Annotated in this window: 35 protein-coding genes and 2 pseudogenes; 32 read left to right on the top strand and 5 right to left on the bottom strand. The window is 34.9% G+C overall.

The window, feature by feature from the left end; translation table 11 throughout:
• Nucleotides 1–23 precede the first annotated feature (23 nt).
• From I5J82_RS13960 to I5J82_RS13880, 17 genes and pseudogenes are all read left to right on the top strand, one after another.
• Nucleotides 24–1,484: a S41 family peptidase gene (locus I5J82_RS13960; RefSeq protein WP_198768340.1), complete on the top strand. Its 1,461-nt coding sequence runs from the start codon at nucleotides 24–26 to the stop codon at nucleotides 1,482–1,484.
• 372 nt (nucleotides 1,485–1,856) lie between these two features.
• Nucleotides 1,857–2,036, top strand: a complete 180-nt coding sequence (locus I5J82_RS13955) for a hypothetical protein (RefSeq protein WP_198768339.1) — start codon at nucleotides 1,857–1,859, stop codon at nucleotides 2,034–2,036.
• A complete protein-coding gene (locus tag I5J82_RS13950; protein ID WP_198768338.1) occupies nucleotides 2,033–3,232 on the top strand; it encodes a PDZ domain-containing protein in 1,200 nt (399 codons plus the stop codon). Before I5J82_RS13955 ends, I5J82_RS13950 begins: the two co-directional genes overlap by 4 nt.
• A gap of 282 nt (nucleotides 3,233–3,514) precedes the next feature.
• Nucleotides 3,515–3,820: a hypothetical protein gene (locus tag I5J82_RS20365; RefSeq protein WP_233096489.1), complete on the top strand. Its 306-nt coding sequence runs from the start codon at nucleotides 3,515–3,517 to the stop codon at nucleotides 3,818–3,820.
• Between the two features lie 5 nt (nucleotides 3,821–3,825).
• Nucleotides 3,826–4,104 carry a hypothetical protein gene (locus I5J82_RS20360; protein ID WP_233096488.1) on the top strand — a complete coding sequence of 93 codons (279 nt, stop codon included), beginning with the start codon at nucleotides 3,826–3,828 and terminating at the stop codon, nucleotides 4,102–4,104.
• A 256-nt stretch (nucleotides 4,105–4,360) separates the two neighbouring features.
• The gene (locus I5J82_RS13940; RefSeq protein ID WP_198768337.1) at nucleotides 4,361–4,531 is read left to right on the top strand and encodes a hypothetical protein; all 171 of its coding nucleotides are present in this window, start codon (nucleotides 4,361–4,363) and stop codon (nucleotides 4,529–4,531) included.
• Nucleotides 4,532–4,884: 353 nt separating this feature from the next.
• Nucleotides 4,885–5,715, top strand: a pseudogene (locus I5J82_RS13930) (sugar nucleotide-binding protein).
• Between the two features lie 164 nt (nucleotides 5,716–5,879).
• Nucleotides 5,880–6,494, top strand: coding sequence for an undecaprenyl-diphosphatase (locus I5J82_RS13925; protein ID WP_198768335.1), 615 nt, complete (start codon nucleotides 5,880–5,882; stop codon nucleotides 6,492–6,494).
• Nucleotides 6,495–6,599: 105 nt separating this feature from the next.
• Complete coding sequence (locus I5J82_RS13920; RefSeq protein ID WP_198768334.1) at nucleotides 6,600–7,052, top strand: NUDIX hydrolase; 453 nt, start codon at nucleotides 6,600–6,602, stop codon at nucleotides 7,050–7,052.
• A 118-nt stretch (nucleotides 7,053–7,170) separates the two neighbouring features.
• A complete protein-coding gene (locus I5J82_RS13915) occupies nucleotides 7,171–7,845 on the top strand; it encodes a hypothetical protein (protein WP_198768333.1) in 675 nt (224 codons plus the stop codon).
• A gap of 80 nt (nucleotides 7,846–7,925) precedes the next feature.
• Nucleotides 7,926–8,261: a DUF7668 domain-containing protein gene (locus I5J82_RS13910; protein ID WP_198768332.1), complete on the top strand. Its 336-nt coding sequence runs from the start codon at nucleotides 7,926–7,928 to the stop codon at nucleotides 8,259–8,261.
• A 134-nt stretch (nucleotides 8,262–8,395) separates the two neighbouring features.
• Nucleotides 8,396–8,635, top strand: coding sequence for a hypothetical protein (locus I5J82_RS13905; protein WP_198768331.1), 240 nt, complete (start codon nucleotides 8,396–8,398; stop codon nucleotides 8,633–8,635).
• An 88-nt stretch (nucleotides 8,636–8,723) separates the two neighbouring features.
• Nucleotides 8,724–8,987: a hypothetical protein gene (locus tag I5J82_RS13900; protein ID WP_198768330.1), complete on the top strand. Its 264-nt coding sequence runs from the start codon at nucleotides 8,724–8,726 to the stop codon at nucleotides 8,985–8,987.
• 50 nt (nucleotides 8,988–9,037) lie between these two features.
• Nucleotides 9,038–9,559 carry a GNAT family N-acetyltransferase gene (locus tag I5J82_RS13895; RefSeq protein ID WP_198768329.1) on the top strand — a complete coding sequence of 174 codons (522 nt, stop codon included), beginning with the start codon at nucleotides 9,038–9,040 and terminating at the stop codon, nucleotides 9,557–9,559.
• A gap of 74 nt (nucleotides 9,560–9,633) precedes the next feature.
• Nucleotides 9,634–10,173, top strand: coding sequence for a DJ-1/PfpI family protein (locus tag I5J82_RS13890; RefSeq protein WP_198768328.1), 540 nt, complete (start codon nucleotides 9,634–9,636; stop codon nucleotides 10,171–10,173).
• 94 nt (nucleotides 10,174–10,267) lie between these two features.
• Entirely contained in the window at nucleotides 10,268–10,444 is a 177-nt protein-coding gene (locus I5J82_RS13885; RefSeq protein ID WP_198768327.1) for a hypothetical protein, read from the top strand.
• 148 nt (nucleotides 10,445–10,592) lie between these two features.
• Entirely contained in the window at nucleotides 10,593–10,994 is a 402-nt protein-coding gene (locus tag I5J82_RS13880) for an NUDIX hydrolase (RefSeq protein ID WP_198768326.1), read from the top strand.
• 100 nt (nucleotides 10,995–11,094) lie between these two features.
• Here I5J82_RS13880 and I5J82_RS13875 read toward each other — a convergent pair whose 3' ends face one another.
• Nucleotides 11,095–11,868 carry a hypothetical protein gene (locus I5J82_RS13875; protein ID WP_198768325.1) on the bottom strand — a complete coding sequence of 258 codons (774 nt, stop codon included), beginning with the start codon at nucleotides 11,866–11,868 and terminating at the stop codon, nucleotides 11,095–11,097.
• Nucleotides 11,869–12,106: 238 nt separating this feature from the next.
• Between I5J82_RS13875 and I5J82_RS13870 the strand changes: the two genes are divergently transcribed.
• From I5J82_RS13870 to I5J82_RS13810, 12 genes and pseudogenes are all read left to right on the top strand, one after another.
• The gene (locus I5J82_RS13870) at nucleotides 12,107–12,670 is read left to right on the top strand and encodes a DUF6843 domain-containing protein (protein WP_198768324.1); all 564 of its coding nucleotides are present in this window, start codon (nucleotides 12,107–12,109) and stop codon (nucleotides 12,668–12,670) included.
• Nucleotides 12,671–13,178: 508 nt separating this feature from the next.
• Nucleotides 13,179–14,717, top strand: a pseudogene (locus tag I5J82_RS20355) (serine hydrolase domain-containing protein).
• Between the two features lie 702 nt (nucleotides 14,718–15,419).
• A complete protein-coding gene (locus I5J82_RS13855; protein WP_198768321.1) occupies nucleotides 15,420–15,632 on the top strand; it encodes a hypothetical protein in 213 nt (70 codons plus the stop codon).
• A 221-nt stretch (nucleotides 15,633–15,853) separates the two neighbouring features.
• The gene (locus tag I5J82_RS13850) at nucleotides 15,854–16,441 is read left to right on the top strand and encodes a histidine phosphatase family protein (RefSeq protein ID WP_198768320.1); all 588 of its coding nucleotides are present in this window, start codon (nucleotides 15,854–15,856) and stop codon (nucleotides 16,439–16,441) included.
• A gap of 18 nt (nucleotides 16,442–16,459) precedes the next feature.
• Nucleotides 16,460–16,963, top strand: coding sequence for an NUDIX domain-containing protein (locus I5J82_RS13845; protein ID WP_198768319.1), 504 nt, complete (start codon nucleotides 16,460–16,462; stop codon nucleotides 16,961–16,963).
• A gap of 178 nt (nucleotides 16,964–17,141) precedes the next feature.
• Nucleotides 17,142–17,507 carry a DUF2089 domain-containing protein gene (locus I5J82_RS13840; protein ID WP_198768318.1) on the top strand — a complete coding sequence of 122 codons (366 nt, stop codon included), beginning with the start codon at nucleotides 17,142–17,144 and terminating at the stop codon, nucleotides 17,505–17,507.
• Between the two features lie 12 nt (nucleotides 17,508–17,519).
• Nucleotides 17,520–17,921 (top strand): SHOCT-like domain-containing protein, encoded by a 402-nt coding sequence (locus tag I5J82_RS13835; RefSeq protein WP_198768317.1) that lies wholly within the window; start codon nucleotides 17,520–17,522, stop codon nucleotides 17,919–17,921.
• 11 nt (nucleotides 17,922–17,932) lie between these two features.
• On the top strand, nucleotides 17,933–18,214 hold the full coding sequence (locus tag I5J82_RS13830; protein WP_198768316.1) for a hypothetical protein: 282 nt from the start codon (nucleotides 17,933–17,935) through the stop codon (nucleotides 18,212–18,214).
• Nucleotides 18,215–18,488: 274 nt separating this feature from the next.
• The gene (locus I5J82_RS13825; RefSeq protein WP_198768315.1) at nucleotides 18,489–19,196 is read left to right on the top strand and encodes a DNA alkylation repair protein; all 708 of its coding nucleotides are present in this window, start codon (nucleotides 18,489–18,491) and stop codon (nucleotides 19,194–19,196) included.
• A 26-nt stretch (nucleotides 19,197–19,222) separates the two neighbouring features.
• A complete protein-coding gene (locus I5J82_RS13820; RefSeq protein WP_198768314.1) occupies nucleotides 19,223–19,393 on the top strand; it encodes a hypothetical protein in 171 nt (56 codons plus the stop codon).
• Nucleotides 19,394–19,583: 190 nt separating this feature from the next.
• Entirely contained in the window at nucleotides 19,584–19,826 is a 243-nt protein-coding gene (locus tag I5J82_RS13815; RefSeq protein ID WP_198768313.1) for a hypothetical protein, read from the top strand.
• Between the two features lie 29 nt (nucleotides 19,827–19,855).
• On the top strand, nucleotides 19,856–20,185 hold the full coding sequence (locus I5J82_RS13810; protein ID WP_144697962.1) for an HIT domain-containing protein: 330 nt from the start codon (nucleotides 19,856–19,858) through the stop codon (nucleotides 20,183–20,185).
• Between the two features lie 510 nt (nucleotides 20,186–20,695).
• On the opposite strand, the gene I5J82_RS13805 is transcribed toward I5J82_RS13810, so the two are convergent.
• The 4 genes from I5J82_RS13805 to I5J82_RS13790 form a co-directional block, all read right to left on the bottom strand.
• Nucleotides 20,696–21,370, bottom strand: a complete 675-nt coding sequence (locus I5J82_RS13805) for an ABC transporter ATP-binding protein (RefSeq protein ID WP_198768312.1) — start codon at nucleotides 21,368–21,370, stop codon at nucleotides 20,696–20,698.
• A gap of 3 nt (nucleotides 21,371–21,373) precedes the next feature.
• Complete coding sequence (locus tag I5J82_RS13800; RefSeq protein ID WP_198768311.1) at nucleotides 21,374–22,408, bottom strand: ABC transporter permease; 1,035 nt, start codon at nucleotides 22,406–22,408, stop codon at nucleotides 21,374–21,376.
• A 166-nt stretch (nucleotides 22,409–22,574) separates the two neighbouring features.
• Nucleotides 22,575–23,954 carry a sensor histidine kinase gene (locus I5J82_RS13795; RefSeq protein WP_198768310.1) on the bottom strand — a complete coding sequence of 460 codons (1,380 nt, stop codon included), beginning with the start codon at nucleotides 23,952–23,954 and terminating at the stop codon, nucleotides 22,575–22,577.
• Complete coding sequence (locus tag I5J82_RS13790) at nucleotides 23,951–24,628, bottom strand: response regulator transcription factor (protein WP_198768309.1); 678 nt, start codon at nucleotides 24,626–24,628, stop codon at nucleotides 23,951–23,953. Before I5J82_RS13790 ends, I5J82_RS13795 begins: the two co-directional genes overlap by 4 nt.
• A gap of 517 nt (nucleotides 24,629–25,145) precedes the next feature.
• Here I5J82_RS13790 and I5J82_RS13785 point away from each other — a divergent pair.
• From I5J82_RS13785 to I5J82_RS13775, 3 genes are all read left to right on the top strand, one after another.
• Entirely contained in the window at nucleotides 25,146–25,337 is a 192-nt protein-coding gene (locus I5J82_RS13785) for an alpha/beta-type small acid-soluble spore protein (protein WP_066397779.1), read from the top strand.
• A 123-nt stretch (nucleotides 25,338–25,460) separates the two neighbouring features.
• On the top strand, nucleotides 25,461–25,601 hold the full coding sequence (locus tag I5J82_RS13780; RefSeq protein ID WP_198768308.1) for a hypothetical protein: 141 nt from the start codon (nucleotides 25,461–25,463) through the stop codon (nucleotides 25,599–25,601).
• A gap of 227 nt (nucleotides 25,602–25,828) precedes the next feature.
• Entirely contained in the window at nucleotides 25,829–26,464 is a 636-nt protein-coding gene (locus tag I5J82_RS13775; protein ID WP_198768307.1) for an FMN-dependent NADH-azoreductase, read from the top strand.
• Nucleotides 26,465–26,556 lie beyond the last annotated feature (92 nt).

Below are 26,556 nucleotides of genomic sequence, written 5' to 3'. Positions count from 1 at the left end.
CCTGCAAAAACGAGGTGAGCAGAATGAACGTAAATAAAAAAATGTTGGCCCTGCTGATTGTTCTTTCCTTGCTTGTTGGTGCCGGTGGCATGTATGGTTCGATGGCACTGTTTGGAAACGATTCAAAGTATGTTCAGAACGGTGAAGTAAACGATCTGCCGAAGACCGCAACGAAAGTCGACAACGACGAAGAGTTTGCGAAACTTCAGAAGACGTATGAGATCATCTCTTCTCGTTATGTAGAAGATGTTGATCGTGACAAACTCCTTGAAGGTGCCATTCAAGGAATGGTCAAAACGTTAAAAGATCCATATTCCGTTTATATGGATGAAGAAACGGCAAGTCAGTTTTCACAATCACTCGATTCTTCATTTGAAGGAATCGGTGCAGAAGTAAGTATGGTAGACGGTAAAGTAACGATCGTCGCACCGTTCAAAGATTCACCTGCTGAAAAAGCAGGACTAAAGCCGAACGATCAGATCATCACGATCGACGGTAAAAGCGTTGAAGGACTAGATCTGTATAAAGCCGTTTTAAAAATCCGCGGTGAAAAAGGATCTATCGTAACACTTGGTGTAAAACGAACAGGTGTCAATGATGTCATGCCGGTAAAAGTAACACGTGACGAGATTCCGATCGAGACCGTTTACTCTGATATTGAAGAAGTAAAAGGGAAAAAAATCGGTGTACTTGAAATCACATCTTTCTCAGAAAAAACGGGATCTGATTTTAAGAAACAGTTGACTGAGTTAGAAAAAGAAAAGATTGATGGTCTAGTTATTGACGTTCGTGGTAATCCAGGAGGCTATCTAGAAGCGGTTGATAGCATTCTTCGTCAGATTATCCCTGAGGAAAAGCCATTCGTTCAGATTGAAGACCGCAAAGGGAACAAAGAACGTTATGTTTCTACGTTAAAAGAAAAGAAAGATTATCCGATCATCGGTTTGATCGACAAAGGTAGTGCGTCAGCGTCTGAAATTTTAGCTGCAGCTTTAAAAGAGGCAGGAAATTATGACCTTGTTGGTGAGAAGTCATTCGGTAAAGGGACGGTCCAGCAATCGATCGACCTCGGTGATGGATCGAACATCAAGCTGACACTGTTTAAGTGGCTGACACCTGATGGAAATTGGATTCATAAAAAAGGGGTAAAGCCTACTTTTGAAGTAAAGCAGCCAGACTACTTCTACACAAACCCGATCACGGTTGAGAAAAAAGCGTTAGAGTTTGATATGAACAACGAGCAAGTGAAGAACGCTCAAGTGATGTTGAACGGTTTAGGGTTCCAGACGGGTAGAGAAGATGGATATTTTGATGAGAAAACGCAAGCTGCGGTAACTGCGTTCCAGCGTGCGAACAACTTGCCAGCAACAGGAAAAGTAGATACGAAGACAGCTGGTAAGATGGAGTCAAAAGTGATCGATTCAATCCGTGATGATAAGAACGATGTTCAGCGTAAAACGGCGATTGAATTGCTTGCAAAATAAGGGATTATGGCAGGAAAAAACAACTGAAACACGAATACTATCCGTAGAGGAAATTATTCTCTACGGATTTTTTTTAGGTGAAGCTTCGATGTTTTAAGAGCCTCTTGTGTGAGGTTGATTTCCGCTCCAGGTTGCTCGCTTTCCGCGGGGCAGGCGGTGAGCCACATTCGTACGTTTCACGTATAAGTGTCTCACCTGCCGGCCTGTCCCGCAGGAGTCTCGCACCTTGCGCTCCAATCAACTATTCATAGAAGTTCTTAACGAAAAACAAGTAAAATCCTTGAATAATTTCTATGGTGGGTATTAAATGAAACAGAAAATTAAACGATCTGAGAGATAAAATCCTTTGTCATGTTAAAAGGGGTAGACGAAATGCAGTCATTGAATGTTGGAGATGTTATTTATCAGCTGGTTTTGTTTCTCGTGCTGATCGCCATTATCGTTGGGGTTGGTTTATTAGTGAAGCGAGCTGTGAGTACGGATAGAAGATTGAAACGTATTGAAGAAAAAGTGGATGAATTGAAAGATGAGAAAGGAAGAGACCGCACATGACAGACACCTTTGTGAAAGAATTACTTCAGGGCATGCTGCTGCTTTTTTTACACCCGCTTTTTTACGGTTTTATTCTTGTTGCTTTCTTAATTGGATTAAAACGTGTGAAACGAGAGAGAAAAGAATTTAAAGTGCGCGTGCACCCTGTTATTGATAATTTAATATTTTCATTGCTGCCAGGCATTCTGATTGGACTCATCGGTTCTGTAATCTTTGTGGCAGCTGGTATTACATTGCCGCTTGGGATGATTGCCTTAATTGGGGTCGTTTATCTTGCTTTAGGCTTAACGTTTAAAACAAGGTTTATGAACCCTGCATACGCTGTAAGTTTATCGGCAGTCGTCGGTCTGTTGCTTCCGAAATTTCAACTTGGCATTTCTTTTGTAGATCAATGGATTGTGGATGTTCAGAAAACGCCGCTTGATTCATTGGCGGTCATTATTGGTGTTCTTTTAATTCAAGAAGGAATACTGGTCATATGGAAAGGTGCAGATCGCACTTCGCCTCGACTGTTCAAAGGTAAACGGGGTCATTATATTGGAGCACATGAAGCTACGAGATTTTGGATTGTTCCACAGTTTTTAGTTCTTCCTGTAGGCTCTATTCCTGTATTAGATTGGTGGCCATTGTTTCCGATGGGCGCAATAGGATTCTCATTCTTCCTTGTACCGTTTGCCATTGGATATCGCCAGTTAGTCACACATACACTGCCAGAAGAAGCGATTAAACATCTAGGCAGACAAGTTTTGATTTTAGGATTTATCGTAACTGGTATTGCAGCAGTGGGTCATTTTTATAATTTACCGCTATTAATTGCTATAGCAATCGCAGCCGGTCTTGCAGGACGAGAGCTCATTACACTCGTAACGAGCCAACGTGATGACACGAGACCATCGCACTTTGTACCAAGAGATCAGGGAGTTATGATTCTTTCAGTAGTGCCAGGAACACCTGCTGCAAAGATGGGATTAAAGATTGGCGAAGTCATTGTGAAAGTAAATGGAGTCACACTTTCACAAGAATCAAGTTTATACCGAGCCCTCCAAATCAACGCTGCATATTGCAAACTTGAAGTTCTTAATCTGAATGGTGAGATTCGATTCGTTCAAGGATCACTCTACCAAAACGAACACCACCAGCTTGGTGTACTGCTCGTCCATGATGTAGTGGATCGGAATGCTGCTGTTGGGGATTGATGTAATTTTTCATAATTAATCGGAATCTGTTCAAAATTCGCTGGAATCATTTTTCATAATTTATCGGAATCGCAATAATTTTTATTTAAGGGCTCATTTAATGTGAGTCTTTTTTTATTCCTGTTATTCAACAAACGGGCCAGATTGTTGAGTAATTGAAATTAGATATAGTTTTACTAAGTCTTAAATTCAAAATTATGGTAATCTTAATAATAGGAATTGGTAGTTTTTATTCTCTTAACTTCAAGTAAGTTGGAATATAGAATATTGGAGGAAATGAATATGAAACGAATGCCATTTGAACCACCAACAGATTTTTATAACGAACGAATAGAAGCCACCAATCAACAAATCTGTGAACTAATTAAACAACGGAAAGTACTATCAAATAATAATCCAGGTTTCCCAACAAAGCAGCATATTTTAGCTTGGTGTGAAGAAAATGATCTTTATGAAGATTTCTTAAATAGTATATTTGCACATTTTTTAAGTGAAGACATGTATAAACCTCTTATAGAGCCAAAGGGATTTATTAAGAATATACCAATATTAAATCATTTGAAAAAGACAATGTGTTTTATGCGGTAACTTTTGTGCGTCAGTTTGAAAATGCTAGTGTCGTTCATTTTAACATTGATAGGGAAATTGATGAGAATGCTTTTCCCAAACATAACTTTTTTACTCTTTCAATTAAAGATGGCGAAACAGATTATGAATGCCAAACTGATGGTGGGGGAGGATCTAGAGGTCATAAATCTTATACATATACTGTATCCCCAGCATTACCTGATGACTTGTCTAAGTTAAAAATGGTTTTTAAAGAATGTAAGGTGCCTTACCAAAAACCAACAGGTTTTGAAATTGAAATATGAAGTTGCGATTAACTTATAATCACTAAACTACAAGACTGTTTTACTAGAAAGAGAAGTAATCTTATTGAACAAACGAGCAGGATTGTTGAATAAAGAAATTAATGATATATGGTGAATTAGGAAGAGATTGTGAAGAAATGTACTTAAACTAACGATGCAGGTCACTTTAAGAAGGATTAAATGCGATTTGGATAATTATGTTATTATAATAATAAATATTGGTTTAATCTAAAAAAAGAATAGGAGAGTGAATGAAATGGCTAGAGAATGTTATGAGTGCGGAAACACAAACGAGGAAGAGATTGGGTATAAGACGGTAACTACTGACGAAGGTGACGGGAACGAAAAAAAGATACAACTTTGGTTATGCATAGATAACGATGATTGTGAAATGAGAGTGTATAACAAGTACTACGCTAATAAGTAATGATGAACAATTCGAGCAAGGCCACAGTGGAAGAAGTGAAATTTTGATTTGTGAGTCGTTCTCTTTCAGAAACCTGACGGCAGATGGTCGGATTATTTTCGCATCTGGACAATTACACATATACCATCAAATGTGCTGCTAAACGAGTCGGGGAAATGGGCTTTCTTGGTCTATATAGACAATAAACTTTTTGATATCTTAGTTGTGGACATAAAACAGGAATGAAACTATTCTCTAAGATTATTAAAAACTACACAAACTGATAATCAGTTATTTAACAATCGGGTGCGTTGAAGTAATAGGAGTTTGAGGAAGAAAAACATAAAAAACACTTAATAAAGGAAGTTTAGTTGATGAGAATACTTGTATTAGGAGCGACAGGTTTTTTGGGCTCGAATTTTATCCAATTGGCTTCAGAGAACAAAAATCTAACAGTGTTTGGTACCTCACGTTTTCAACAAGAGAAATCTAATATTGTGCAAGTCGATGTTATAAACAAACAATCAATAAGAGGTGCACTTAGGAAAATAAATCCTGAAGTAATAATCTGGTCTCTTATGAATTTTGAAGAAGAAACCCAATTAAATAATTTAGGGCTCGCAAATTTATTATCATAGATAGAGAGTGACACTAAACTTATTTTCATATCGACGGATGCTGTTTTTGTTGAAGGGATTCGAGGTTATAAAGAATCCGATTCTATTGGAACGTTACCTAACGAAGCAGCCTTAGCTAGTTATGTAAATGGAAAATATGCTGGTGAAAACTTAATTCTTAGTAGACATCCAAATCACGTGATACTTCGAACTGGACCTTTATATGCTGATAATGAGAATCATATTATTGAAAAACGAACTATACAGTTAATCGAGAAAATAAAAGAAAATAAGCCAATCGAGGCATGGGCAAATGTGTATAGAACTTTTGTAAACGTAAATGATTTATCAAGTGCAATTCTTGAGTTGTCTAAAATTGAATTTAATGGTATTTTGCATGCTGGACCCATACATAAAGAAAGCTACTATTCGTTCTTTAAAAAGCGATTGAAACAGCTTGGATGGGATAATAGTCTTCTCTTTCCAATTAAAATTTCAAAAGAAAAGTTCCCTTATCTATCTCTTGATACATCCCTAAATACTCAAAAAGCTCAACAATTCCTTAGATCTAAGTTTCATACAGTTTAAGGAATTGTTTTAAATTCGTTATATACAACAAACGGGTACAATTGGAGATAATGACATTCTTACAATATTGTCACAACGAACCAAAAATTGTAAGCTGAATCGATGGATGCTATCTAGGTTCTTTTCTATGATGAAAAGAAAAAGAACTTGGATGGTGAATGGGTTTGAATTTCTCAGAAGTTAATATAGGCTTATTTAGATTAGTAAATGATTTAGGAAAAGAGCACGAACAATTAAATATAATCTTCACCTTTCTTGCAGAATATATGGTGTTTTTACTTGCAATCAGTGTTATCTGTATTTGGTTTACACGGAATAAGGAAAGCAGAATAATGATATTCTGTGCAACAATTACTTTTACTTGTGCTTTTATATTAGGGAAGGTTTCAGGGGTATTTCATTCGAATTATCAGCCTTTTGTAGAATTATCAGATGTAAACAAGTTAATCGTGAAAGAAAAAGATAATTCCTTTCCAAGTGATCACACTATCCTGTTTTTCTCCTATTGTTTTTCTTTTTGGCTGTTCAAAAGAGGATGGTGGATATTTTGGATACTGTTAGCATTGCTTGTAGGCATTTCCCGTATTTGGGTAGGCGTACACTATCCTTTTGATGTTATAGCTGGGATGATCTTAAGCTTTGCAGTTGCAATTAACGTCTATATAATAGTGCCTAGACTCAATGGGACAAAAAAGATATTAAATGTTTATGAAAAGTACGAAGGGAAACTGTTTCAGCCATTTAGAAAGACAAAAGGTAGCAAGACAAGAAATTATTAAAATCAACAATCGGGTGCGTTGATCCAGGAAGGAATAGCGCACTTTTTAATTGAATTAATTAGACAAACGAGCAGGATTGTGGAATAAACACTATTGGAGGATCTAATGGGATACATTATGGATTTAAGAAAAGTAGTGGGTAGTCGCCCTCTAATTATGGCTGGTGCGTGTGTAATACTTGTAAATAGCAAAAATGAATTATTATTACAACTTCGTAAAGACAATAATTGTTGGGGATTAGCTGGTGGTTCTTTGGAGATTGGAGAAACATTAGAACAAGTAGCTAAAAGGGAATTATATGAAGAGACGGGACTGAACGCAAATAATTTAATTTTATTCAATGTCTTTTCAGGACAAGATTTTTACTATAAATATCCTCACGGAGATGAAGTATATAATGTTGTGTCTGCCTTTGTGTGTAGGGATTATGAAGGTGTATTGAGAAGAGAAGAAAGTGAAGTTCAGGATTTAAAATTTTTTAAGTTTAATGAACTTCCCCCAAACATTAGTCCACCTGATTTACCAATATTAGATGAATATATTAGAAGTGCTTATTAAGCTAACGGGTGCGTTAATCCAAGAAGGATTAACGCATTTTTTAAGGAACTTATTAAACATATGAGCAGGATTGGAACCTTGTATAAAATTAAGCTAACTTTAATAAGTGAGGATATTTATGAAACAGAAACCTTTTGGAGAACACTGGAGAGACATAAAAGGATATAGAGTAATTGAAGGAATCGATGGGTATAAACATCATTTTGGTGGTCAAGATTGCGAGGTACCTGTTTGTAAACTGTGCGGAAAGAAAATGCACCTAATATTTTGTTTTGATTTGAAAGATCCAAGGCTTTCAGTATTAAAAGCGGATGGAATTAGTATGTTACCATTAGTTTCTTGCCTAAACTGTGCGATGGTGTGGGAGCCTCAATATTTTCAATTAAGTAATGAGGGGAGAACAACACAAGTATTGAGTCAAGAGAATACTGAAGATTGGACTCAAGATGAGGAAGATCAACTACCTGTACCACTTCCAGAAACCAGTGTGAAATTAATTGAAATGAAAGATGAAGATGTTCCAATAAATGAAGACAATTATGATGCTGCATTTGATTTATTTGGTTCTGAATATGTATGTAGATTGTTAGGTGCCCCCTTGTATGAGGAAGTTCCTAATGATTTAGAGTGTCCCAGATGCAAATGTGAAATGATGTACATTGCTTCAATAACACAAGATCTTGGTGATACTGAACTTATTTCAGTTGTGGTTTTTCAAATCGGTGAGATGAACATTTACTATTATTTATGTAAAAAATGTCTGGTTATTAAGACCGAAATACAGAGTACATAACTTTAACAAACGGATGCGTTTCTGTTAAAAAAGAGAAGTGTTAATGTATCTACAATGCAGTTAATAGAAAGAGGAATATGATGGATAACAAGCAAATAATAATTCGTTTATTAAGAGAGTTAGTTAAAGATATTGTTGAAAAAAATTATCTAGAAATTCAAGAAACTAAAAGAATAGGAAGATTAGATATTAAAATGTTAGAGGAAGCGATTAATGATTATGGGATACTTTTAGTTTACCCACCCAATCATATATATCAAGAGGTAGAAGTTTATGAGATTGAGGATAATCTGAAATATTCTTTGGACTTTGATTTGTGGGATGAAGAAGAAGTTAATGATTTAACACTTCAATGTGAGGTGACTTTCTACGGTGAAAATGCACAGATTACAATAGATGACATTCAGGTATTATAGAATCGAATCTTATCTTAAATAACTTTGTTTCATTATTCAACAATCGGGTGCGTTAATCCAAGAAGGATTAACGCACTTTTTAATGAATTTATTAAACAAATGAACAAGATAGTTTACAAAGGGGCTTGAGAGTATTGGAAATGAAAGATTTTATACTACATAAGGAAATATTATCAGTTGAAGTCAAAATTGATGGAAAGGATTATAGGTTTGGTGTGAGATGGAAAGCACCAGATAGACCTTACGGTGAAACTTGGATTCTACAATCTTATGCTAATAAGGTGACTGGGGCAAAGGATTTGTCAAAGGAACAAATCAAGGGGTTTCTAGAAACTATCAATGCGAAATGGAACTGGAATATGGACGATTTTTAAAATAAGTATGATTAATTATTCTACAATCGCGTGCATTTCTTTAACAAGAAAAGTGCTATTCTATCTTCAAATCAACCAGGAGAGAAATATGAATAAATACGGGATTGCATCAGTTGTTATGTTCTTGTTCTCTATGACTGTTTTTGTTTATGACTTTGATAGCTTAGGTTTAATTGGAATGTCTTTTCCAATAGTGATTTTAGGTGGATGGGTTCTTCCAATAGTGGGACTGGTTGCGGCTTATAAAAGCAACAGTGGAACACTGAAGGTGGTTGGTTATATAGGAAATTCAATTAATATTTTTTATTCAGTGGGTTTACCATTTGCAGCGTGGCTATTTTGGAATCAGTAAAAGATGAGTCTTCAACAATCGGGTGCATTTCTTTAAGAAGGGGTTCAATGATGATATCTAAAGATAATCTTTTAATAAGACTTATGTCAGTTAATGATTACAAAATTATGGCTAAATGGTTATCGGATGAGAAAGTTTTGAAATACTATGAAGAACCTTCTTCTGATTTAGAGATGGTGATTAAAAAGTATGAGCCAAGAATAAATGGAAACCATTATGTTACTCCGTGCATAGTTGAATATAAAGGTAATTCAATTGGTTACATACAATTCTATAAGGTGAGTAAAGAAAAACTTGAAGAGTACGGATATAAAGCGAATCAATTAGCCTTTGGAATTGATCAATTCATTGGGGAAACCCACTTATGGGGAAAAGGTATAGGTAGATTAATAATAGGACTCATTCTAGAATATATAAATAAAATTGAATCCTCAGCTAGCATTATTTTAGACGTGAAGAAAACAAATGAAAGAGCGATAGCTTGTTATATAAAATGTGGATTTAATAGAATCAAGGATCTAGATAATGAATTTATGCTAATGGCATATACCCCAAAGATTAAGTTAGAATAGTTATTCCGCAATCGGGTGCGTTTTTATAACAACCAGTTTTTATTTTGCATAATTTTGAAACGAGGTATTTAATATTGAAGAAAACCGTAGTATTACTATATCCTCAATTTAGTGAGTATGAATTAAGTGTAGCTATATCGATTTTAATGCAATCAGATAAACCTATCATCACAGTAGGAGTTAATGATCAGCCGATTAGAGGGGAATCCGGATTAACTTGTGTGCCTGATGCGACTATTGATGATCTTAACGATAATGAAATTGATAGTCTCTTGTTACCGGGATGCATGGATATATTTTCGATAGATGATGAAAATAAGTTAATAGAGTTTATACAACAAATCCAAGATAAAGTAACTGTGATTGCGAGTATTTCAAGTTCTCCATATCTTCTAGCAAAAGCAGGGGTTTTAAAAGGGAAAAAGTATACGATTGGTATGACTGAAGAAAATCGTGAGATGACTGGTGTTTTTGAAAAAGAAAATTATTGTGATTCTCTAGTAGTACAAGATGGGAATCTAATTACTGCAAGAGGAAGAGCGTTCGTTAGATTTGGAACATTGTTCGGCAATACACTGAATCTTACATTTGATGAAAACTGGTATAAAGAATAATATCTTCTGCAATCGGGTGCATTTCTTCAAGGAGGAGAAGTGCATTTTTTGTTGAATCATTAACTGTTATGAAATTGGAAAAAGGAGTAAATGAATGAAAAACGAAGATAAACCATTAGAGGTGTTGAAAATTCTTTCCCTGATAGTAATAGCCATTAGTACTGCTTTTATAGCATTATGGTTGAGCCAGATTCTACAAATTCTATCCGTAATAAGTGATATTTTAGATGGGATTTCAACTAGTCTATTTGATTTATCGAACAAAGAATAAGGTTTTAACCCTAACTTATTGTGAAACTAACAATAAGCATAAACATACATAAAGTATCTTTATTCTATAAACAGGTGCATTTTTTTAATAAGGAGAAATGCATCACTTTTTTTTGATTATATTAATCTTTAAATTGGAGGTTAAAAGCATGCCAAAGGTTGGCGTATTTGCAGCAATCTTTGATGAAAATGAAAGAATATTGTTAACTAAAATAAAATACGGATCAGGGAATTGGACATTACCAGGTGGACATCTTGAAAAGAATGAATCACCAATAGAAGGAGTAAAAAGAGAAGTTTATGAGGAGACAGGCTATATCGTTGAAATAAACAATTTAATAGCTATTTATTCCTCTCCTTCAAAGGATGATTTAGTTCTTTTATTCAAAGTAGTTATAGTTGGTAAAGACAGTTGGGAACCGAATAGCGAAATTGAAAGGATAGGTTTTTTTGAAAGAACAGAATTACCATCACAAATTCACCCATGGAATATCAAAAGAATTAAAGATGCCTTTAATAATGTAACAAGTAACATACATATATTTAACTAGGATTTATTCCGCAATCGGGTGCATTTCTTAAAGAGTGAAATAAGTAATATATCAGTTAAATAATTCATTAAATTAAAACAGGACTGCTAACATAGCAGTCCTACTTCATTAAATAGTATTCAATGCCTTCCTTTGTAAACAAAGGTCTAACCTCATCCTGGCCTTTCTCTAACCAGCTTGCCCCTCTCTCCACACGATACGTAATTTCCCAAACAGCTTTTTCGGTTCCTCTTGTTCCTGTTTCTTTTAGTGTGATGAGATATGTACCGTCCTCGTTTTTCTTTACAATGTTTTCTCTCACGACATGAAAACCATGGATTGTTAACTCTATCTTCCCTGCTGTATTGGGGAAATCATCATATTCGGGCAAAGTCACGACATAGTCCTGTGCTTCTTCTTCTGTAAATGGATCTACCATATCAGCAAAAAAACCTAAGACCAATGAAGGGATGAAAAATGCGATCACAAGGAAGGTTAGCGGCTTTAAAGATCGACCATGGTTTTGACGAGTTTTTATCCAATGGTCTATGATACCGTAAAGAAGAGCTGCGACAAATCCCATTATTGTAATACTGAGATTGAAACCGATAAGACCAATCAGTGAGCCGAAGACCCCGTGTAGGAGGATACTGCAAAGTGAAGTGATTTTTGAAGGTTGGAAAAAGCGGTTAAACAACCATTCTAGTAGATGAGAAACAATGTTTCCGTAAATAAAAATAATAGCTCCAGAATATACGAAAAAGATGACAGAGAATAAAAGATAATTCACTCCAGGATTCCCCATAGTCGATGAGCCAATCGCCATAAAACCAGAAAAAAGTAAACTTGATAGTATTGCTGCCAAGAACTTTCTTTTTATTCGCTCGTTATTCATTCTAGCCATCTCCTAAACTAACAAAAGTTCAACAGACCCGTTTAGAAACGTTAACCTTTTGTATTGCAGCATTGTAAGTCGATTAAATTATAATAGAAGAATCTTCTAATTTGAAGCCTTTTCGGACTACAATGAGTTCAATTATTTAACAGAAGATGAATTTTATTGCAGAAAATTAACTCCCCTTTTATAGAAGAGTGAAGTAATATTAAATGGACTATACTACTAGGAGTAAGAAATGAAGAAGATAGCATATATAATTATTTTTATTTTTATTATAGGTTCAATGACTGGCTGTGTATTTCAGGAAGAGGAAAAATCTAACAATATCTTTTTGATACCTGAAGGATTTGATGGAGCTATTTTTGTATTTCACGATGTTCCAGATAAACCTAAATTTAAAAAAGAAGGCAATTTCTCTATAATTCCCGTTGAAATTCGTGTCTCTGAAACCTTAGCTGGATCAGGCATGGCTACTTACGGTGTGGCGTTTACGTCAGAACCTGTTGATGATTCAGTTTTCATTGATGATAAGTTTTACTACGTAGATGATGATGGTAATAGACAAAAATTAAATGATTATTGTACTTCTTCTGATGGGAGTGGAGGACTCTCAGGAGATACCAAAGGTGGAATAGGTGTCAGTTACAGTGTGACATTTGTTACGAATAATAGCTGTGATGAATCATTTTACTTATATGGTAGAGAAAAGCATCGTATCCAAAGACATGAGATTCTTAAAGAATGGGGCGAAATCTTTGGGAATATAAACGTGGATGGATATGATGATCCATTAATGTAATGAATCAATTCTATTTGCATAATTGTGTGGCCACTATTCAAAAATCAGGTGCGTTGATTCCAAGAAGGATTAACGCCTTTTCTAATGAACTTATTAAACAAACGTTGCAGGTTAATTGAAGAAGGAATTCAAATAATCTGTATTGAATTATAGTATAAATTTCATGAGCAGATAACAAAAGATGAAGTTTAATACCGTTCACATTGATAGGTTATTTATATGATGTACGAAAGGCTGGAATAAATCATGTAATTGTATTTCCAAAAGAGCTTCTCTTTTTAACATATAAATAACAAATAAACTTTCTAAGTTTTATTTAGTAGCACTGTTAATCGAAATTATATTAACAGTGTTTTTTATTTTGGGATTTTATAAGGTATAAAACTAGAAAACTAATTTTTGGATAAGTTGAATTGTAATTGTATTAAATAAATGGGTTTAATTGTAAGATATAAGTTGGTTCACATTTCTATTATTCTAGAGAAAATGCCGTCAAGGAGAAAACTTTATGAAACAATTAGTAAGAATAATTAACTTTTTAGTTACATTGATTCTAGGATTGACTTGTCTCACTGCTCCTTTAGTTAACGCTGAAGCAAATGAAAAAACGGAGAAAATCGAAAAGCTGGTTGAACAACAAAGACATATTAGTAAAATTCTTGGTATTTCACTGGTAATTGTGGAAAAGGGTGAAACAGTTTATCAAAGGAATTTCGGCTACAAAAACGTTAAAGAGAAAACACCTGTTACGTCCAATACATTATTTGAGATTGGATCAACTACTAAGGCATTTACCGGTTTGGCCATTCTTCGTTTGGAAAAGGAAGGAAAGTTAAAACGTTCTGATAGTGTTCACAAGTATATTCCATGGTTTAAGCTTAAATATCAGGGAGAACCTCAAACCATTACGCTGAATCAGTTACTATATCATTCAAGCGGAATCGCCTCAAAATCAATAGCGCAAATTCCTGAGAGTACTGCTTCAAACGCACTAGAGTTGAACGTAAAGACATTATTAAATCAGGAACTGAACCGAAAGCCAGGAAGCACGTTTGAATATGCAACAATTAATTACGATGTTCTAGGACTCGTAATCGAGAATGTAACGAAATAACCCTATGATCTATACATAAAAAATCAGGTACTAAAGCCTATTGGGATGAAAGATTCTTTCGTTGGTCTCCACCAAGTTCAGTCATCTATGGTAGCACAAGGCTACAAGATAGGATTTTTGAAAGAGCAGAAATACACACCACCTATTTATCGTGGGAACATACCCGCAGGATATATCATAAGCAACACTACTGACATTGCGAAATGGATGAATTTACAGTTAGGATATGATTCGATTAAAGAGTTTAATAAGCAACTCATTAAAGAATCTCACCATCCTGATCGATCGGTGGCTGCTTTTGATAAGAATTCTTACTATGCCAGCGGATGGGAAGTTGTAAAAAAGAAAGCAAAACAATATATTCAGCATGAGGGGCAGAACCCAACATATTCATCGTTTATCATTATGCAGCCAAATAAAGAATTAGGTGTAGCTATCCTTTCTAATATGAATTCAAGTTTTACGACATCTATAGGCCAAAGTGTTATGGACATATGGGAAGGTAAAAGTGTTTCAACCAACCAAACTGACAGTTATCAAAAGCTGGATAAAATAGCGACCTTTCTCCTTAGTGTACTTTTTGTACTTGGTGTTATTTTTATCCTATTATCAATACGAACAATAAGAATGATTGTTAGAAAACAAAGAGAAAGAAGAGCATTAAAAGGTAAGAGGATCTTGATGTTATCCATACATACGTTGATAGTCGCTGCATTTTTGATTTTAGTGATTTTAATTCCAAAAATTTTATTAGGATATACGTGGACATTCATACAGATATGGGGACCAGTTTCTATAACAGTATTATTTTATGGTTTTATAACAACAAGCATTATTTTCTATGTATATGGGGTTTTGCTTATTCTCACCAAAAAACATACAGCATTAATAAGGGAAAGCTTTGGTAAGTATAGTCTCAGTTCTAATGGTTAGTACTTTAATGTAGCATTTGTTACGCTTTTCCCGATTATTTAACAAACATAGCAGGATTGCGGATGATACTATTTAATGATAAGAGTGTAATGAATGGGTATGGAATGGTTAACATCTTTTATTTAGTATTTTTTGAAATGAAATAAAGGAAGAAGTTGGAGAGAAGATTCCAAGAACCAGAGGATAAATATGAAATATGATATTGAAAAAGTTGTAATTCTTCACTTTACAATCGGGTAAGTTGTTTTAAGAAGAATCAACGCTTTTTTTGGAAGTATTGAATAAATTCGGCAGGATTGCTTCGCAAAATATTAATCATTAAGGGAGCTATTATCGTTAAACCAGAAGTGAAATTATTAAAAATAAATGATATTAAAGAAATAAAAGATGAGACATATAGAGAGTACTTATATTCCTTAGAAGAGAAGTATTATTTATTATCTGTACATATTGGTGAACACATTGTGGGAGTATGTAACATTAAAAAGTAGATAAAAGAAGTTATGAAATAGTTGATTATATTGGTTCTGAAAGTTGTATTAAACTAATTGAAGAAAAATTAGTGAATTTTAATAATTAGTCATTCAACAAATGGGTTGCGTTAATCTAAGAAGAATTAAGACCTATTTTATGAACTTATTGAACAAATGAGCAAATCAATAAAGATATAATGTAAGGCATAAATAAGTTTGAGGTGATTTCATGAAAAAATTTGGATACGGTCTATTGGTAATGGTTTTTGGATTTGTTATTATGATGTTCACCGCTTCTATATACGATAATGGTTCGGAAGGTCCAATTACTGCTGGTACTTTATACAATGGATTAATGATGTTAATAGTCACCATTTTGTTCTTTTGCGGAACAATGGCCGTGTGTACACTTTTAATATTAGATGCATTAAAGAAGAAGTAAAGATTACTTCTATTTCAACACGTTTGCATCTTTAAATTACAAAATATTAAAGGGGACCTACCTGAGATGGAATAGAATTTTTTATAGCTTTTGGTGTTATTTTTTTGCCGGTTTTATCTTACTTTCTCGATCATAAGAAAATACCAAAATAGTTAATCTAATATCTTTTTGCTTATGATTATATTTTTCTATTGTTTTTTTAGTATTATAGGAGGAATCCCATGAGTACAACAGTGTATATGGTAAGGCATGGTGACTCACCAAAAGAGGGCAATGAACGGACGAGAGGATTAACGGAAAAAGGTTATCAAGATGCTCAGCGATTGGCTGAACTATTAAGAGATAAGGAGATTGATGTTGTTGTCTCAAGCCCTTACCTTCGTTCTATTTTAACGGTAGAACAGGTAGCTCTACATACAGGGAAAGAAGTAATGGTTATGGAGGATCTGAGAGAAAGAGTATTTTCTTCTAGTGGTAATAGAGTAGATGATAAAGACCTTGGTCCTCTATTAAAAAAATCATTTTTAAACTTCAGCTTCTCTCTTGAGGGTGCTGAATCAAATGCTGCTTGTCAAAAGAGGGCGGTACTAGTTTTGAAGGAACTCTTACGTACGTATCAAGAAAAAAATATGGTGATCGGAACTCATGGTGCCGTTATGACTTTAATGATGAATTATTTCAATCCTTCATTTGACTTAAAATTTCTTTACAGCACAACAAAACCTGATATATATAGACTGGAATTCAATAACGAGGATCTAGTAAGTGTTGAAAGAGTATGGGACAAAGCTTTAACGAATTTTACTTGATAGCGGGGGATTAAAGATATGACCTATCATATACGAGTAAGAGTGGGTGCGCTCATTATTCAAAATAATGAAATTTTATTAACTGAGTTTGATGATCCATATCGGGGAGTTTTTTATGATCTCCCAGCTGGTGGAGCGGAACCTCATGAATCTTTGATTGAAGCTGTAAAGCGGGAGGCGAGAGAAGAAGCTAGTATTGATGTGAAAGTTGGTCCATTAGCTTTTGTTTATGAGTATGCTCCTCATCTTAACGAAAATAAATATGGTCAAACACACACGTTAGTCATGCTCTTTGACTGTACATTGAAAAATGACTCCACACCTAAATTACCGGAAAAGCCTGATCCGAATCAAACGGCTGTTAAGTGGGTTCCTGTTTCAGAGCTCGAAAATCTAGAGCTTTATGCGAACATCGGAAAGCAAATTAAAGAATATGCGATTAAGAAGCGAAATATTGATTTACTTGAAGAATACAAGCTTCCAGATCAGACATTTACACGTAAATTCACGGAGACTTTCTAATTAGGGAGGTCTTTTTTATATGAGCTTTAATAATATTGATTTTTAAATTGAACATTTAACAAAAATAGTCAATAAAATTAATTTATATAATAATAAATATTAATATTTTAACTAAAAACATTCACATATTTAATTCAGGGGTGTATAATCTAATTAAATGATAAGAAAGGAGAATGAGATGGCTCACCCATTACTTACAAATTGTCCGGTTTGTTCACAAACATTAAAGGTTACTAAACTTCACTGCTCACATTGTCATACGACAATTGAGAACGAATTTGAACTATCTAAATTTGCTTCACTATCAAAAGAACAGCTTCATTTTGTGGAAGTCTTTCTTGTATGCAGAGGCAATATTAAAGAGGTTGAAAAAGAGCTTGGGATCTCGTATCCAACGGTTCGAGGCAAGCTGAACGACATTGCATCTTCATTAGGGTACGAATCTAAAAAGAAGAATGAAGTAGACGAGAAAAAAATTGTTACGATGCTTGAACGTGGAGAAATTTCTCCAGATGAAGCAATTAAAATGCTAAAGGAAGAATAGGGGGATTAGGAAATGAAAAGTGAGATCGAGAAAGTTTTAACGATGGTTCAAGAAGGTAAAATCGATACGGATAAAGGTTCAGAATTAATTCAGGTCTTACAAGAAAAAGAACTTCGTGCTGCTGTTAAGCCATTAAGCTATACACCTCATACATCTTCTAACTACAGCGACAAAACCTTAAGAATACGCGTTGTATCTGAAAGTGACAACGTGAATGTAAACCTTCCGATCAAGTTAGTAAAGGTTGTACTAGCAGCAGGTCACAACATTGCTCTAAAGATTCCCCAATCTGAACAATATGTAAAGGATATTGATATTAATCTGATACTTGAAGCCATTGAAAACGAACTGGATGGACAGATTGTTGATGTGAAATCAGCAAACGGGGATACCGTTTCAATTACGATTGAGTAGAGGTTGCTAACATGTTACATGTAAAAGTGAAAACAAATGAGACAAAGTTCTCAATCCCTGTCCCTTATGTCCTGTTAAATATAGGGATATCCATTATTACTTCTAAAGTGTTAATTCGTCAAGCAAACAAATGGTCGAAACCTCATCTAGAAAAGAAAAACATGAATTTTTCTTTCCCTTCCATAGACCAATCAGAACTGAAACCTATTATTAAAGAGTTAAAAAAGCACAAAGGATTAGAGCTTGTTAATGTGAAAGCACAGGATGGAACTGAAGTGATTGTGAGATTATAAAAATAAGTAATAATACAGTTAAAAGGTTTCTGATTCCGTAAAAAGCATTCATAACAAAAACAAAATAAAGAAATAGTTAAACAAATGAGTGCTTTTCTGTAGTGGGAAAAGCGCTCTTTTTTATGCTTAAGTTGATTGTCAATGAAAGAGGAATATGAATAAGCAGTCGAGAAGAAGAGAATGGGATAGTTAACGACAAAGTTTTTAGCTCAGTCAAAACTAGCCGTGCCCTTTTCCTACTCAATACGTAAAAACTAAGAAGGATGTCCAATAGATGAATGCAAAAGATGTGATGCAGGAACTTGAAGCTCTTAGTAAGGAACGGACAAAGAAAATCTATATATCAAACGGCGCCAAAGAACCGGTGTTTGGCGTAGCTACTGGTGCTATGAAGCCAATAGCTAAAAAGATCAAAAAAAATCAACCATTAGCTGAAGATCTTTATGCGACAGGAAATTACGATGCGATGTATTTTGCAGGAATTATAGCAGATCCAGCCATCATGACTGAAAATGATTTTGAGCGTTGGATCGATGGAGCTTATTTTTATATGTTGTCCGATTATGTAGTAGCCGTCACTCTTTCTGAAACTGAAATAGCACAAGAGGTTGCTGATAAATGGATTGCAAGTGGTGAAGAGCTTAGAATGTCAGCAGGTTGGAGTTGTTACTGCTGGTTATTAGGAAATCGACCAGACAGCGAATTCTCCACAACGAAGATAGAAACTATGCTTGAGATCGTAAAAAATACCATTCATGATGCTCCCGAACGTACAAAATCCTCAATGAATAATTTTGTTAATACAGTAGGGATATCCTATGTGCCATTACATGAAAAAGCAGTTGATACAGCAAAAGCTATAGGACCAGTTGAAATGAGTCAGGACAAGAAAAAAACGAAGTATCTACTTGCTTCTGAAAATATTCAAAAGGCGATAGACCGAGGTCAGGTTGGTTTTAAGCGAAAATATGTAAGGTGTTAGGATTTTTACTACTAAAGGAGGTAACAATGAACCGTGACAGGATGATCACAGTATTTAGTATACTTATTATTGCTTTCATTCTTTATTGGAGCAGATTCCAACAAGGAAGAACATACACTGAAATAGTTATCGTGTTTACACCAGTGATCGTAATTCCCTTGATTATCTCTCTTATAAAAAGAATTAGAAAGAAATAGAAGTTACTAAAAATTTTTAAAAAATGCTGGTACTATTTTTAGAAGGTTGAGGAGAGCTGCTATTGTTAAGAATAGACGGCAGTTTATTTTTATTTTAACGTTGTTGTTCCTTACAGGTATTATGTTTTTTAAGTTTTTGTATGACCCATTTCCCGTTAAGCAAGTTAATCATGTCCAAGTAGTGAATATGGTGGATCAAGCGGGTGGGGGTATGATAAGAGTTCCTTCACATTATCAAGGTTACCAATGGTATATGTCTAAGAATATAAATGCTGATGAAAATATTGAACGGCTTATGAAAGAAAAAGGATGGATACTAACTGAAAAGGAAGACCATCTTTACTTTTTTGAAGGTGAGCAAGGAGATATTAATGTTAAGAGTAATATCTGGAGAAAGAATTACACGATCTTTCGATTTTCAAAAGATATTTAGTAGAAAGATTTCTAAGAAGGGGGTTCTCAATGACACAGGATTTTTATTGTGATGAAGTATTGAGTGGCAAAACTCAAGTGGAAAAAGTAAAAGAAACAGAAAAGGTGCTAGCTTACTATCATACTAGACCTTTTTACCCCATTCACATTGTGGCCATACCTAAAAAACATATCTCGTCTTTGATCACATTAGATGAACGTGATAACGAGTTATTGCTAGAACTAATGAGTGTCGTAAAAGAGATAGCCGGCAAAGTTACAGATGAGCATGGAGCTTGTCGAGTAATTACGAATTTGGGTGATTATCAGGATTCCAAACATTTGCATTGGCACATTGTTTCAGGAAAACCAAAAGGTTAGGTAAGTAAGGAATAGATTAGAAAGAAAGATATGAATGAACGATAGCTAAATTTTTTAAAGAAAAAAATAATTCTAAAATAAAAAGGATCAAAAACAAGATATAGAACAGGCTAAGATAGATTATGTTTTTGTCGAAACCTTTATTTAATACAATCATCAAAATGTAAAAGAAAATAGATAATAGTAAGGGGTTTTTCCAATATCCAGCGCCTGATGAGTATTTATATAGAAAGTACAATACTGTCATGAGCCACAACGTAAAAGTAATAGAATATGAATACTTTTTTGTAATCACCAATCAATTCCTCTCTACTAAAAGAATCTACAATGGATTAAGAATCTCTAGACATATCTTACAATAGGTTCCATTTGTGTGCTAGCGATATTTCACTCCTTCTGAACATCACCATAAAATCATCATTCATTAGTTACTGAATTCTCTGCTGCAAATGGAAGTGATCATTAATAAAAAAAAAGCTATGAACAAATCCATAGCTCTTTACGTTTAATCTACACAACCAAACCATCGCTCATTTTAACTACATGATCAACATAAGAAAGCATTTCCTCGTCATGGGTGACCATAAGAGTCGTAAGGTTTAAGGTTTTCGTTAGATCCTGGATGAGTGACATAATCTCTTTAGATTTCTTTGAATCCAGACTTGCAGTCGGTTCATCTGCAAAGAGAACTCTCGGTTTATGGATAACCGCTCGAGCGATAGCGACGCGTTGTTTCTCTCCACCAGATAAAGAAGAGGGATAAGCATGTTTTCGTTGGGATAAACCAACACGTTCTAAAATGTAATCAATTTCTTGTTCGCGTTTTTCATTTTTCATTTTCACTTCAGATACATCTAACATGAAGCTTAATTGCTCCCGAACAGTTAAAAAGGGGACAAGGTGCGCAAATTGAAACACAAAACCGAATTTCTTCGCTCGTATATCTCGAACTTGCTCTGCTGTCATTGATGTGATGTTGTTGTCATTAAATAAAATCTTTCCATCTGATGCGGGTTGCAGCCCTGCAGCAATGGTTAGCAGGGTACTCTTACCAGATCCAGATGGACCGACTAACGCTGTAATCTCGCCTTCTTTAAGAGTAAGGCTTATTCCTTTTAATATCTCTTCTTTCATTTCGCCATTCGTAAACGTTTTTCGTAATTCATCAATCGTAAAGATATCCATCTCTTAAACCTCTCCTTGTTGTATGGCTTGTAAAGGTTCAACTCGTTTAATTTGTAAACCAGATAGCGTAGCTCCAATAAATCCAATCACCAGGAAGACGATAGACAGTTGTAGGGTGGTTTCATTCGTTAAATGATAAGGCATATCTTCAGGTGCGACTTTGTTGAATAGTTGGCTAGAACCAACAGAAAGCGTAAGGGATAGGATCGTGATAAACAACATCTGTGTCCACATCATTTTAAAAAGATCACTTGTTTTTACTCCGATTGCTTTTAAAATGCCATAGAGCCCAATCTTTTGAACGTTCATCATATAGAAAAAGATACCGAACAACATACCGCTAATTGCGATCAGAAACCATACAATCATATTTAAAGACATTTGTTCTGCACTGTAGCTTGGAATGGTGTTAAGAAACTCTTTATTTGAAAAAGATTGTAGACCTTTTATATTTTGAGTTGAATCTTCACCAGGAGTAAAGAGGAGCTGCATTTCTTCAGCACGGTAAATTTCGTTGTAAATCTCTTTATTTATATAAGCAACAGGAGCATGACTAAACTTTTTTTGGTCTACAAACTTCTTTACAACGAACGAGCTCTTGTTTTGTTTATGTGTTAAGGTATCTCCGACTTTAATACCTTCTTTCTCTAATGAACGGTCCAGAATGATTTCTCCGGGAGCTACTTGCTCGAACCATTTTGAATCGGTGGAAGTAACAAAAGCAACGCTTCGTTGTTTATCACTCTCATCATTTAAAAAGCCCATCTGTATAGAAAATGCAACAGCATCCTTTTGAACATGTACAATTTGTTCTTGAATACGATCATCAATCCTCGATAGGTTATAATTTTCTTCTGCATCTTCATTCATATAAAATTGCCCGCTCGGCAAATCTTTAATTAAGGCTGCATTATCTTGTGATAATCCATTGGCCAAACCAGAAATAATAAACGTTAATAAACTAACGAGAAAGATGATGGAACCTAATATGAAAAACCTCACTTTATTTTTTTTGATTTCTTTCCATGCGATGCTCATAACGTCTCCTCCAATCTTTTTTACATCCTTAGTTTAAAATTCTTATATGAACAGAGAATGAATAACAGGTTACAAAGCAAGGTGGTGAGTAGAGGGGGAGCGGACAAAAAAATCAGACATCACTAATGGTATTTCCATTGTGAATGCCTGACATATTTGAAAGTGATTAATCTACAGGTAATTCAACGACAATCGAAGTTCCTTCATTCTCTTTACTTTTCACAACGATTTGTCCATCATGCATTTTTACAATAGTAGCTACGATAGATAGACCTAGTCCAGTCCCCTCAACGGTTTTTGATCGAGCAACATCAGCTCGATAAAAGCGGTCAAAAATCCTTTCCACTTCTTTCTCGTTCATGCCTATCCCAGTATCTTTAAAAGTGATAAAAATTAATTTTTCTCTCGTTTCAACGGATATCTCAATACTTCCATCCGGATTATTATATTTAATGGCATTGGTTAAAAGGTTATCCCATACGGTATTCAATAATGAAGGATCGCCGAAATATTCGGTATCTGGTAAGGAATAGGTAAGCATCATTCCTTTTTCGTTTATTAACCATTGATAATTTCGAACGAGTTCTTTAATCTGCAGTGAGAGATTGAACGTTTTTTTCTGTAGGATATCTTCGTTCCGATCCAGTGAGGCAAGAAGTAGCAATTGCTTTGTTAAGTTTGAGAGTCTACTGATCTCCCCATTTATAACAGAGATGTATTGCATTCGATCGTTTGAACTTAGATCTTCTTTTTCTAACAGGTTGGTATACCCTTTTATATTGGATAGTGGAGACTGTATGTCATGAGAAATATTTGAAATGAATTCTTTTCGCATCTCATCTGATTGTTCTAGCTTTCGTGCCATCTGTTTGAAGCTGTGAGAAAGCATACCTAATTCATCGCTGCGTTTCGTATCGAGCTCAACAGCATAACTTCCTTGTGAGAGTGATTTAGTGGCAATGGTTAATTTTGATATGGGTTTTACTAAATATTTTGCACTTATGACTACCATCAAAATACTGAGGACAATCATCAAGCCAAACAGCCAGCCGAATAGAACATGCATCTCATTAAAAAGGAGTTTGATATCAGGTCGAATAAACAGAGCATATTTTTCTTCCTGATGTGTTAGAGGAACACCAATCGAATTACTTAGTTCGTTTGCAAAAAAACCAGTTACAAATGTTTGCTTTGGAAAATGAAGAATCCCATGATAGATCTCACCATTCAGTACACTCTCTCTCGTTGAGTGTGGAAGTGAGGTGTTACGAAATTTTGCACCAAAGTATGTATCTTTTCCTGTTCTTTCTACAAGGTAGATTTGATAACCTATAGCGGAAAGGTTCTTCAAGTATTCGTTCAGGTTGATGGTAGGGTGTTCTTCGATAAAGGAAACCATCTCAAGCGCAATCGTTGTATTTTTTTGATCATTAGCCGGTTTTAATTTTTGTTGATAGTAAGTATTTGAGGCGATAAAAGCTAATACGCCGCTTAAAAGCATAATCCCAATCGTTATAACAACAAATTTGGTATACAGCGACTTCATTTTTTTACCTCCAATAAATAACCAACTCCACGAACCGTTTTGATCTGAAAATCATCTGTTAGTTTGGAAAAGCGTTCTCTTAATCTTTTGACATGAACATCTACAGTGCGTTCATCGCCTTCATAATCTATTCCCCAAATGTGTTGAATGAGTTGATCGCGTGTAAAAGTCTGCTTAGGATTTGATATAAAAAAATACAGCAGTTCGAATTCTTTCAAAGGTAATAGAATCGTTAGGTCGTTTATATGAACTTCATAGCTTTTTTTGTTTACCGTTGTATGTCCTAAGCTAATGATGGATTCATCTTGTTGTTTATCATAGCGTCTTAAAAGTGCCTTAATTCGAAAGAGTAATTCTCTCGCTTCAAACGGTTTTACAAGATAATCATCTGTTCCAGATAGGTAGCCCTGTTCTTTATCCTCGATCTGGTTTTTAGACGTTAATAAGATGATAGGGATATCGTAATTTTGACGTATCTCTCTTGTTAAGACAAAACCGTCCATATAGGGCATCATCACATCAACTACCGCAAGATCACACCTCTTTAGTCGTAAGATGTCTAAAGCTTCTATGCCATCTCGGGCTTGAAACACTTGATATCCTGCTTCAGTTAAATGTAAATGTACTAACTCTAAAATATTCTTATCATCATCAACAATTAAAATTTTCGTCACGATGTCATCCTCCTAAAGAAGAATCAAGTTATGTATACTTTAGGCTAATCAACACTAAAAGTATGGCGTATTATAAGCAACATTAGTCTATACGAAAAGAATGCTATTCACAAATTTTGACCCTAAAAGTAGGTTCAACGACAAAGCGAAATCAAAAAAGCTAACCATAAGGCTAGCTTTTTTTTGGCTTTAAAGAATTGGGTTAGCCGATTCTCTTCTTGTTTTTCTTACTTTTTGCACGTTTTTTAGAAGATAAAATCCCGTTTAAGATACTAATGAAACTCACAATGAATTCCCCCCATATAGAACTTCCGAAAAGAGAATATTCGGTGTATCCTCTCTTCTCCATATCTTATGCAGACTTGTCTAAAGTGTTTGGACAAACTGTATCAAATCACAATTAGATACTAAATTACACATGCACCTAATGAAACATTGAAAAAAATTTTCGAAGGTTATGAATAAGATTATAAGTTAGTGGGATTCTAAGAATAGAAAAGAAAGGGAGGTGAATAGAATGGCTAAAAACAACAGCAACCAATTATCAGTACCTGGAGCTCAAGGAGCTCTTGATCAAATGAAGTATGAGATCGCTTCTGAGTTCGGTGTAAACCTTGGACCAGACACTACTTCACGTGCAAACGGATCTGTAGGTGGAGAAATCACTAAGCGTCTTGTAGCACAAGCTTTAGGCGGACAACGTTACTAATTTTTAAAATCTTTTGCTATGGCTATCTGTTTTATGCAGATAGCTTTTTTATTTTCGGTAATATTTTATGAATCAAACTTTAAACAACCGTTTAAACTATCTCTGTTGGAGGTGAATGTTTAGATGAATGAAGATAAACCGGTCCATTATGATGGGAGTCTTTTAAACCATGAAGTTTTCAACAATGATCTTTCACAAGAGGTGTTTCTTTTAACAGATGAAATGAGAGAGAACATTGCTGGAAATCCTTTTAATCATTCGTGAAGAACTAAAAAAAGGCTGTTTTCGTAAGCAGTTGTTTTCCGTTCCAGGTTGCTCGCTTTCCGCGGGGCAGGCGGTGAGCCACATTCGTACGTTTCACTCTTAAGTGTCTCACCTGCCCACCTGTCCCGCAGGAGTCTCGCACCTTCCACTTCAAACAACTTTCAAAGAAGACAATACTTTAAATCATAAAGAAAAAATCAACCAATAGAAAGGCAGTGTAGGTTTACATGACAAAGGTATTATATATTACGGCGCATCCTCATGATGATAAAGGTTCATACAGCATGGCTGTTGGTAAAGCATTTATTGATGAATACAAAAAGGTTAATGCGGATCATGAATTGATCCATGTTGATTTATATAAAGAAAACATTCCTCACATCGACCTTGATGTATTTAGTGGATGGGGGAAACTACAATCTGGTAAAGGGCTTGAGGAGCTGTCTTCTGAAGAAAAGGCGAAAGTAGGAAGACTTTCAGAGCTTTGTGAGCAATTTGTATCTGCTGATAAATATATCTTTGTAACGCCAATGTGGAATTTCTCATTTCCACCTGTTATGAAAGCGTACATCGATTCAGTGGCTGTGGCAGGAAAAGCGTTCAAATATACAGAGCAAGGACCAGTGGGTCTTCTAACGAATAAGAAAGCTTTACATATACAAGCTAGCGGCGGGATCTATTCAGAAGGGCCTGCTGCAGCAATGGAGATGGGGCATCGTTATCTAAGTGTGATCATGCAATTTTTTGGCGTACCATCGTTCCAGGGATTGTTTGTTGAGGGACATGCGGCCATGCCAGATAAAGCTAATGAAATTAAAGAGAATGCGATTGCTCGTGCTAAAGATTCCGCACATACGTTTTAAGAAGTAAATCAAGAAAAAGGAAGAATGTTTCCCCTTGTGCTATCATATTTAGAAAAGTGCTGATCTCTCAGATCGGCTTTTTTCGTTGTATT

The sequence above is a fragment of the Fictibacillus halophilus genome (assembly GCF_016401385.1).
GTDB classification, from domain to species: domain Bacteria; phylum Bacillota; class Bacilli; order Bacillales; family Fictibacillaceae; genus Fictibacillus; species Fictibacillus halophilus.
This window is presented reverse-complemented; position numbering and strand designations above follow the sequence as displayed.